The sequence below is a fragment of the Chloroflexota bacterium genome, assembly GCA_026713825.1.
Taxonomy (GTDB): domain Bacteria; phylum Chloroflexota; class Dehalococcoidia; order Lucifugimonadales; family UBA1127; genus UBA1127.
This window is the reverse complement of the sequence record JAPONS010000107.1, coordinates 1-8615: the sequence shown is the minus strand read 5'-3', so window position 1 is coordinate 8615 and position 8615 is coordinate 1. Positions and strand designations below refer to the sequence as shown.

At 66.5% G+C, this 8615-nt stretch carries 8 protein-coding genes and 3 tRNA genes; 3 read left to right on the top strand and 8 right to left on the bottom strand.

What is annotated here, in order from left to right; genetic code table 11:
- Positions 1-40: 40 nt before the first annotated feature.
- The 3 genes from OXC99_12195 to OXC99_12185 form a co-directional block, all read right to left on the bottom strand.
- Positions 41-115, bottom strand: a tRNA-Thr gene (locus OXC99_12195).
- A 27-nt stretch (positions 116-142) separates the two neighbouring features.
- A tRNA-Tyr gene (locus tag OXC99_12190) sits at positions 143-227 on the bottom strand.
- An 85-nt stretch (positions 228-312) separates the two neighbouring features.
- Positions 313-384: transfer RNA gene (locus OXC99_12185), tRNA-Thr, on the bottom strand.
- Positions 385-519: 135 nt separating this feature from the next.
- On the opposite strand from OXC99_12185, the gene OXC99_12180 reads away from it, so the two are divergent.
- Both OXC99_12180 and OXC99_12175 read left to right on the top strand, forming a co-directional pair.
- Entirely contained in the window at positions 520-1881 is a 1362-nt protein-coding gene (locus OXC99_12180) for a DUF3179 domain-containing protein (GenBank protein MCY4625741.1), read from the top strand.
- Between the two features lie 44 nt (positions 1882-1925).
- Entirely contained in the window at positions 1926-2249 is a 324-nt protein-coding gene (locus OXC99_12175) for a cupin domain-containing protein (GenBank protein MCY4625740.1), read from the top strand.
- 9 nt (positions 2250-2258) lie between these two features.
- Here the strand turns inward: OXC99_12175 and OXC99_12170 are convergent, their stop codons facing one another.
- From OXC99_12170 to galE, 3 genes are all read right to left on the bottom strand, one after another.
- Positions 2259-4229: a ribonuclease catalytic domain-containing protein gene (locus OXC99_12170; protein ID MCY4625739.1), complete on the bottom strand. Its 1971-nt coding sequence runs from the start codon at positions 4227-4229 to the stop codon at positions 2259-2261.
- A gap of 128 nt (positions 4230-4357) precedes the next feature.
- A complete protein-coding gene (locus tag OXC99_12165) occupies positions 4358-4504 on the bottom strand; it encodes a hypothetical protein (protein MCY4625738.1) in 147 nt (48 codons plus the stop codon).
- A gap of 255 nt (positions 4505-4759) precedes the next feature.
- Positions 4760-5746 (bottom strand): UDP-glucose 4-epimerase GalE, encoded by a 987-nt coding sequence (galE, locus tag OXC99_12160; protein ID MCY4625737.1) that lies wholly within the window; start codon positions 5744-5746, stop codon positions 4760-4762.
- 115 nt (positions 5747-5861) lie between these two features.
- Between galE and OXC99_12155 the strand changes: the two genes are divergently transcribed.
- Positions 5862-6581 carry a glycosyltransferase gene (locus OXC99_12155; protein ID MCY4625736.1) on the top strand — a complete coding sequence of 240 codons (720 nt, stop codon included), beginning with the start codon at positions 5862-5864 and terminating at the stop codon, positions 6579-6581.
- On the opposite strand, the gene OXC99_12150 is transcribed toward OXC99_12155, so the two are convergent.
- Both OXC99_12150 and OXC99_12145 read right to left on the bottom strand, forming a co-directional pair.
- Positions 6582-7001: a hypothetical protein gene (locus OXC99_12150; GenBank protein ID MCY4625735.1), complete on the bottom strand. Its 420-nt coding sequence runs from the start codon at positions 6999-7001 to the stop codon at positions 6582-6584.
- Positions 6998-8068, bottom strand: coding sequence for a hypothetical protein (locus OXC99_12145; GenBank protein ID MCY4625734.1), 1071 nt, complete (start codon positions 8066-8068; stop codon positions 6998-7000). Before OXC99_12145 ends, OXC99_12150 begins: the two co-directional genes overlap by 4 nt.
- Positions 8069-8615: the final 547 nt, after the last annotated feature.

Here is an 8615-nt window from a genome sequence, read left to right as displayed (position 1 = left end):
CTTCTGCTTGGCCATTGCGAAAACCTCCTCCTCAGCTTTGTGGAGCCCACAGCCGGAATCGAACCGGCGACCCCGTTCTTACCAAGAACGTGCTCTGCCTCTGAGCTATGTGGGCCCGCTTTTCTTTCCCGTGCAATTGAACTGGAGGGAGTAGGATTCGAACCTACGAAGCCCTTCCGGGCGCCAGATTTACAGTCTGGTGCGATTGGCCGCTCCGCCATCCCTCCTCGCGGGTACCAGTGTAGCATTGCGGGTATCCATCGCCAACCCTGCGCAAAGCGCAGCCTGCACTGCGTGGGGTGGCATTGGCTCAGCCCCAGACCGGATTCGAACCGATAACCTGGCGATTACAGGTCGCCTGCGCTACCATTGCGCCACTGGGGCAAGGGAAGAGGCTCCCGATGGGGCCGCACTGCTGCACAACCTAACTGATGGTAGCGAAAGCGTTCGCCATCGTCAACACGTATCCGTTATGCTGGAAGTACAGCCCTGACGGCAATCTGCTTCTGAGTGGAGCATGTGAAGACGCTTCCCACCTATGCCAAGCCCCGCAACGCCGCCTCTCCTCACCGCCGCACCGTTGGCTTCATGCCGCAGTTGCTCCTCCTGTCGACGCTTCTGTTGGTGACCGCCGCCTGCGCCGACGCCGCCGGCGTCGCGAGCGAGGCCGCCGCACAGCCCACCGCCACAGCACGCCCCTTCACCGGCTCCCTGGACACGGTCCCCCCATCCGGCCCCAAGCCCGCGGCGCCGCTCCCGCCCGGCGAGACCCCCTGGCCCACCGTCACGCCCACGCCGGACTTCGGCAGCGATGAGGAGCTCAAGAACGCCCGCTTCAGCACCAGCGGGTGGAAGACGGACTTCACCCGGCGGTCCATCTCCTTGAGTGAGGTTTTCTCAGGCGGGCCTGGCAAGGACGGCATCCCGGCCATTGACGAGCCGGTGTTCGAGGACATCGCGGCCGGCGACGAATGGCTGGACAACCGGGAACAGGTGCACGTGGTAGAGATTGACGGCGACGTCAGGGCCTACCCCCTCGCAATCCTCATCTGGCACGAGATCGTCAACGACACCGTCGACGGCGTGCCCGTGGCCGTGACCTACTGCCCTCTGTGCAACTCGGCCATCACCTTCGACCGCCGTTTAAGCGGCGGCAGCGGCCTGGGCGGCCGCACGCTGGACTTCGGCGTGTCGGGCGTGCTGCGGCACAGCGACATGATCATGTACGACCGGCAGACGGAGTCGTGGTGGCAGCAGATTGTGGGTGAAGCCATCATCGGCGAGCTGCTGGGCGAGCGACTGACAATCCTGCCGTCATTCCTCGTTTCGTGGGAGGACTTCAAGGAGGCCTACCCAGACGGACGTGTGCTCTCTCGGGATACGGGCTACAGCCGCCAGTACGGCCGCAACCCGTACGAGCTCTACGACCGCCAGACGCCGTTCCTCTTCTTCGGTGAACCGGACAAGCGGCTGAGTCCGCTGGACCGCGTCGTCGTGGTACAGGAGGGCATTGAGGCTATCGCCTTCCCGCTGACAACGCTGGAGCACGAGCCTGTCGTACACCACACCGTCGGCGGGCGGGACCTGGTTGTGCTTTTCCAGTTCGGGGCCAACTCCGCGCTGGATGACGCGAGGGTCGGGGGCGGCCGGGACGTCGGCGCGGCGGCCGTGTACCGTCCGGTGGTGGACGGCATGCCGCTGACCTTCACGGCGGTTGACGAGTACTTCGTCGACGAGGAGACCGGGAGCCGCTGGACGCTGCTCGGCCTCGCGGTTGACGGGATGCTGGCGGGCAAACGGCTGGAGCCGGTCGTACACGGGACGCACTTCTGGTTTGCGTGGGCCGTATTCAAGCCGTACACGACAGTGTACGGCGGGTAACCGCCGGCGGGGCGCCAAGCGCCTGTATGCCTACGGAGGCTGCTATGTCACTTAATCTCTACGACTTGCCGGAACCGCTGCCGCCGGAGGAGATGTTCACCGATCTCATTCCCGACGCCGGCGTGAAGATCGAGCGTATCGTGTCCGGCGGGCAGTCGACGCCCGAGGGCGAGTGGTACGACCAGGACCGCGACGAGTGGGTCGCGGTCATTCAGGGCAGCGCGGTCCTGCAGTACGAGGACGGCTCAGTGGTCACCTTAGACACGGGCGGCCACGTCCTCATCCCGGCGCACCCCCGGCACCGCGTCGCCTCGACCAGCGTGGACCCGCCGTGCGTGTGGCTCGCAGTGCATGGGACGCTGACCTAGACGCTCGCCCTATTCTGTATGTCGCCACCGTGCCTGCCCTCGCCAAGTGTCCACTTCCTGCAATACCAGCTGCACGGTCTGCCCCGGTACAGTCGAGGGTGGAAGGTAGACGTTGCTGCGGATGAGGAAGGTATCCAGCTCCACCACGCTCTGCCGCTCCCGCACGTCCAGCACGATGGCGGGGAAGGCTTCGCCGATGCGCCCCGCAAGGTGCTTGAGCATCCAGTGCCGCTTGCGTTCGTCCTCGGCGCGATTCAGGTCTCGGAGGGTGGCGTCGGCCTCCCCGATCAGCCCCTTCAGGTCATCGGGCGAGTACGGCGGCTCCTCGCCGGACAGCGCGGCCGCCAGTTGTCGCTGCACCACGAGGTCAAGGTAGCGACGGAGGGGCGATGTCGCCTGCGCATAGGGCTCGACGCCAATGAGCGCGTGCGGGCCCGGTGTGGTCGAGAGGCGCGAGGGGCGGATCTGCCGGAGGATGTGGTACTGGCGAACGGCATCGATGCTGGTGTCCGGCACGTCCTCCAGCGACACCGGTTCCTGCGTGCGGTAGATGGTGGGCACGCCGTAATCTCGGAGACGCTCGCCGATGAGCCGGTTGGCGAGCACCATGAACTCCGCCACCATGCGCCGCGCCGGGGTAGGCACGGGCGTCACGGACACGGCGACGTTCCGCTCGGCGTCTACGGTGACTCTGACCTCCGGGCGCTCCATCTCCAGCGCTCCCGCTTCAAGACGGGCGGCACGCAGCGTCTGCGCGGTGGCTTGCAGATCGCGCAGACCGCCGCCTGCCTCCCCTTCATCGGACATGAGGGCGTCGTCGGCCTCGGTGTACGTATAGCGGCGGCGGCTGTGCACGGTGGAGCGGCAGAGGTCCCATCCCTGAAGCCGGCGATCGCTGCTCCACTGCGTCAGGAGGGACACGGCGCGGCGATCGCTGCCCGCCGAAAGGCTTCCGCGCTCCTCTGCGAGAGCACGGGGAAGCATGTGGAGCGTGCCTTCCGGGAGGTAGAGGCTCGTCATGCGTGCTCGTGCTGCGTCGTCCAGCGTGCCGCCGAGGGGCACGAGCGCAGCGGCGTCCACGATGTGCACGCCGACCTCGTAGCCGTCCGCGATCTGGCGCAGGGACAGGCCGTCGTCGATGTCTATGGTGCTGGCCTCGTCAATGGTAAAGACGTCCAGGTGCGTCAGGTCTGTTCGGCCCTCGTCCACGCCGGGGCCTGCCAGGGTGTCCGGCTTGGCGGCGGCAAGCTCCCCGTCGGTGAACGACGTCGGCTGGCCGAGGCGGCGGAGCGTGAGGAACTCATCGGGGTCAAGGACGCCTCGGGCTGCCAGCAGGTCAAAGGCGGTCTGCCGTTGGTCGGGACCGGCGGCGAGGGGGCGGAGCCACGTCTTTGCGGCGCGGGCCGCGGTCGAGCTGTCTCCCTCGGCGACGTACTGCACGAGGGTTTCAAGCCACTGGCGTTGACGACCGGTGAGTTCGGAGGCTGAGTCGCCCGCGAGCCACGCGGTGAAATGCGCCTCTTCCGCGACGGACTGCTGGCGCTCCTCAAGGCGTGCAAGCTGACGCTCGACGTCGTCGCGGGAGCGGGGGAGCAGCGACGGCGGCTCCGGGGTGAAGCGTTGGACGGCGGCGGTGAAGAGGCTGAGGAGGAGCGCGGCCCGCTGCAATTCGTTGAAGGGCGGCTCGCAGACGAGGCCGGCGAGGTCTTCCAACGAGAGGCCGGGCACGTCCTCGACAACGATGTCCCAGGCCTCGGTGGCGTCGAGCTCGGCTGACAGGCGCTCGGCATCCGCCAGCCAGGCGGGAAGGGCGCCGTCGGCGACGTGGATCCCGGTTTCCCAGACGAGCTGCTGCGGGGAGAGGCGAAAGGGCTTGCCGTCGGAGGCGGTGGCCCACAGGCGGTTGTCGGCGGCGATGCGCACAAGGGCGAGGATGAAGCGCCCGCTCTTGCGGACGAGCGCGATGTGCGGTGTGGTCATGGGCTCCTTTGGAGGGACTGCCGCCCCGGGTCATGGACACCATGGTACCCGACTTTCCCGGCTATGGGCGGCGCGCGGAAAGAGAACAGCGCGACAGTAAAGCCACGCTGCGTAGAAAGCCAGGGGTACTAGTCGCGGTCCTGCGCGGTCTTGAACCACTTGGGCAGGTTGTTGGACCGGTAGAGCATGACAGCCAGGCGAATGGCATCCTCTATGATCTCCCGGCGTTGTAAGTCAAAGGTGTCCGTATTCCGGATGACTTCCAAATACTGCATCAGGACCTCCGCAAAAGGCAAATTCGGCTAAGGTCGCTGATCTGGAATCGCTACCGAATGCCCTTGGCGCAGGCCAGAGCCACACGATGTGTAGGATTGCGTTTGAAGCTCCGGGTGGCGGCGCGCGCCCTCAGTTTGGGACGCTCCGCCCGGAGCCCTATGCCTTATGTGACGATTGAAGGTGCAGATGAGTTCCAATCTTACACCTGCATGTCAAGGGGCGGAAGCTTGGGCCGGGCTTACTGTGGCTGCCTCCTAGGCGCCGGGGTACCCCCGCTCGTGGTCGCGGTGCCAGCGGAAGGCGTCCTTCACGATCTGGTCGAGACCCGAAAGCTCCGGCTGCCAACCAACGTCGGTCTGCAGCGCGGTTGCGTCGGCGACGAGCTCCGGCGGGTCGCCGGGCCGGCGCGGCTCCATACGCGTGGGCACCGACGTCAGGGCGACCCGCTCCACCATGTCCACCACTTCCTTCACGGAGTAGCCCCTGCCCGTGCCGATGTTATACGCAAGCAGCGGCAGCTGGCCCAGGGCCTCTAGGCATTGGACGTGGGCGCGCGCGATATCGGCGACGTGGACGTAGTCGCGGACGGCGGTGCCGTCGGGCGTCGGGTAGTCGTCGCCGAAGATGGCCAGCTCAGTATCCATCTCCAGCGCCACGCGGATGGCGTTGGGAATGAGGTGGGTCTCCGGCCGGTGGTCCTCGCCGAGCGGACCGACCGCCCCGGCGGCGTTGAAGTACCGGAGGGAGACCACCTGGAAGTCATGGGACATGGCGTAGGACTCCAGCACAAACTCCATCCACGCTTTGGATTGGCCGTATGGATTGATTGGCGCGCGGGCCTGGTCCTCCGTGATTGGCGACCTGTCCGGGACGCCGTACACGGCCGCGCTTGAGGAGAAGACAATGCTGGCGACGTTGTTGCGGCGCATGCACTCCAGCAGGGTGATGCCGTCACGGACGTTGTTGGCGTAATAGAGGCCCGGATCAGTCACGGACTCGCCGGCCTGGGCATAACCGGCAAGGTGGACGACGGCGTCTATGGGCGACTGCTGCATGATGCGGTCAATGGCGTCGGAGTCACCGGCGTTGACGCGGTAGAAGGTCATGTCCTCGTCGATGGCGGCGCGGTGGCCCCTCGCGAGGTTGTCGATGCCGAGGATGTCGTAGCCGCTCTTCTTGAGCGCCTGCACCACAATGCTGCCGACGTAGCCGGCGGCGCCCGTTACCATGACCTGCGGCATGTCGCCTCCTTTACTGCTGTTGGGCAAGTGCGATTTGGTTGTCGTTGGGGCCAGCCTTCCCTATTATAGCCGTACAGGGCCAGATTACCCCGCCCCTTAGGGAGAAAGCTGCCGCGTGGACCTCTCCATCGTCATTCCCGCCCACAACGAGGAAGCTCGCATTGGCCCCACGCTCCGCGCCTATGCGGCCGCCTTCAACCCCGGCTACGGCAGCCGATGGGAGCTGGTTGTGGCGCTCAACGGGTGCACCGACGGCACGCAGCGCATTGTGGACGCGGCTGCGTCCGAGTGTCCGGCCATCCGGTGGACCGTCGAGGACGCCATACTCGGCAAGGGAGCGGCGGTGCGCGCCGGGCTGCGGGAGGCGACGGGCGATCGCGTGGCCTTTGTGGACGCGGACAACATGGTGGGGCCGGGCGAGGCGCGGAAGCTGCTGGACGCGTTGGACGCGCATGACGCCGCCGTAGGCTGGCGCAAGCACGATATGGCGCTGGAGCCGCAGTCGAGGCCGTGGGCGCGGCGACTGGTCAGCGGTCTCTCGCCCATGTGGTCGCGCAGGTTCCTCGGGCTGGGCGTCCACGACCCGCAGTGCGGCGCGAAGGCGCTTCGGCGCGAGGCGCTCGACGCGCTGCTGCCGCTGCTCACCGAGACAGGCTGGGCGCTGGACCTGGAGCTGCTGCTCGCCGCTCGACGGCTCGGCATGCGGGTGGCGGAGGTCCCCGTCGCGTGGCGGCACGTGCCGGAGGGCAGCAAGGTGCGCCTCCGGCAAGCCGCGCCGGAGGTCTTCCGCGCGACGTGGCGGCTGCGGTTCCGCCGCGACTGGGGCGGACGGTAGTCACGCCTCCTCCGGCCGGTGCGCGAGGTCGGCAAGGGCTGCCACGAAGAGCGCGATGGCCACGGGCACGTACAGCACGCCGATGGTGAATATCGCGGCGAAGCTGAGCGCCAGGACTGCGATGAGGGGCAGCCATATCGCGGCCATGCGCCGGAACATGTGCTCGCGGTAGACAAACTGTCCGAGCACCGCGATGCCGGTCAGCACGACGGGCGCGAGCACCACAAACAAGCCGTAGAGGCCGTTGGCATCCAGGAAAGTCTCCGTTGTCCGCACGGCTTCCGCCGGCTCCTCGCCGGGGAGCGTGGCCTCAACGGACTCGCCCTCGTAGGCCGGCACGAGCAGCAGGAAGAGGACGATAGCCCATGTGGACGCGTGGCCTATCGCCGCCGACACCAGGGGAACGCGAGGGATCTTCAAGCTGGCGTCCTCTCCTTGGAGACACGAAGGTGGGGCAGCCTAGCGCCGCACTTGCGGCCGGGCCGCCCCACCTCTATGGCCTTGAATACCGAACTAGGACTCGCCGCCGTCCATGTACTTGGAGAGGACCAGGTTGCTGTCGGCGTTGGGCGTGTTGGCGGCAAGCATCGGCAGGTAGCCCTTGTAGTCCTTTGCCTGAGCCAGGTCTTGGCGATGTTGCGGTAGCCCTCCTTGAAGACGCTGCGGCCATTGAAGGGGCAGACCATCAGGCAGATCTTGCAGCCCCAGAGGCGCTGGAAGTAGGGCTCGCAGGCGGGGGTGTCTACGTGGAACCGCAGGACGCCGTTGACTTCCTTCTTCTCCGGGTGAATGGCGTCGCCGGGGCAGAAGCGGGTGCAGACGTTGCATCGGTCGCACATGGCGTCGATGCCGTAGTCCTGGGGGCCGTCGACCACCAGCGGCAGGTCGGTCGACACCAACGACAGCCGCCAGGATGAGCCGAACTTCGGGCTGATCAGGGAGCCGTGCTTGCCCAGCTCGCCGAGGCCGGCCAGGTAGGAGAAGGGGATGTGCGCGAGCTCGCCGCCGTTGGGGTGGGCAGTGGCGGTGTACCCGAATGCGCCGATGTACTGCGCGACACGGACGCCTATGTCCAGCATCTTGAAGTACACGCGGTGCACCTCACGCTGGGAGTTCGCGCCGATGTCCGACATCATGTCGTACTTCATGGCGACGCCGAACGCGATGACGCGGGTGTGGGCGGGCATCTCCGCGTCGGCGAACACGAAGTTGGGGTCCATCTCTGCGATGCCGACGTCGTCCGCGCCGACTTCCAGGACGTAGTTCTTGATGTGCTCGGTCAACTCCTCGGGGGTGCCCAGGTCGACCTTGATGGGGTTGACGTCCGCATGGCGCAGGGGCCACAGGACCTGGTTCTGGATCCAGTTGTAGCGCCGGGCCTCAATGGGATACTGGCGCTGGAACTCCTGCGCGCCCTCCGTATCCGCGTTGGGGCCCTCTCGGCGGTGGCGCCTCGGGTTAGTTGCCTTTGAGATGTCGGGTAGCATTATGTCCTCCTGCCAGGAGTTTCGGGGATTCTATCACAGTTCCGCCGTATGTGCGCAATTGTAGTATCCAGTGGGGGAATGTTGGCTGTTGGGGTCTCTGGGTCCGGGTGGCCTCATTCGATTCGATTCGAGTCGCTCCAGTTGAAGTTCTGCAGAATGAGTCCCCTACGAAACTGCCCTCTACAGATACGACTCGATTGAACACGCTCAGGGGGTGTCGAGCACTTACGAGCCGCCTACGAGTTACAAATGGCTGCGTTTTGGTGCAGTTGTGGTGTGCTCTTTCGCGAGCTGCGGTGGTTGGGCGGGCCCGGTCTGTGTGGTGGATGGGGTTGGATGCGTATGTCATGGAGTGAGGGTAGCGGGGGCGGTGGGTTTTGCGCGAGGGGGTGGTGTCAGGGTTGTCGGCGGAGCGCGGGGGCGGCCCCTCGAGTCCGCGCGTGCGCTGGGTTGCCGCTTCCGCGGGAACGACGGGGGGGCGGGGACGACGGGGGGGGCGGCGGAGGGGGTTGGGTTTGTCGGGGTGGGGCGCCGCGGCCGCGAGAGG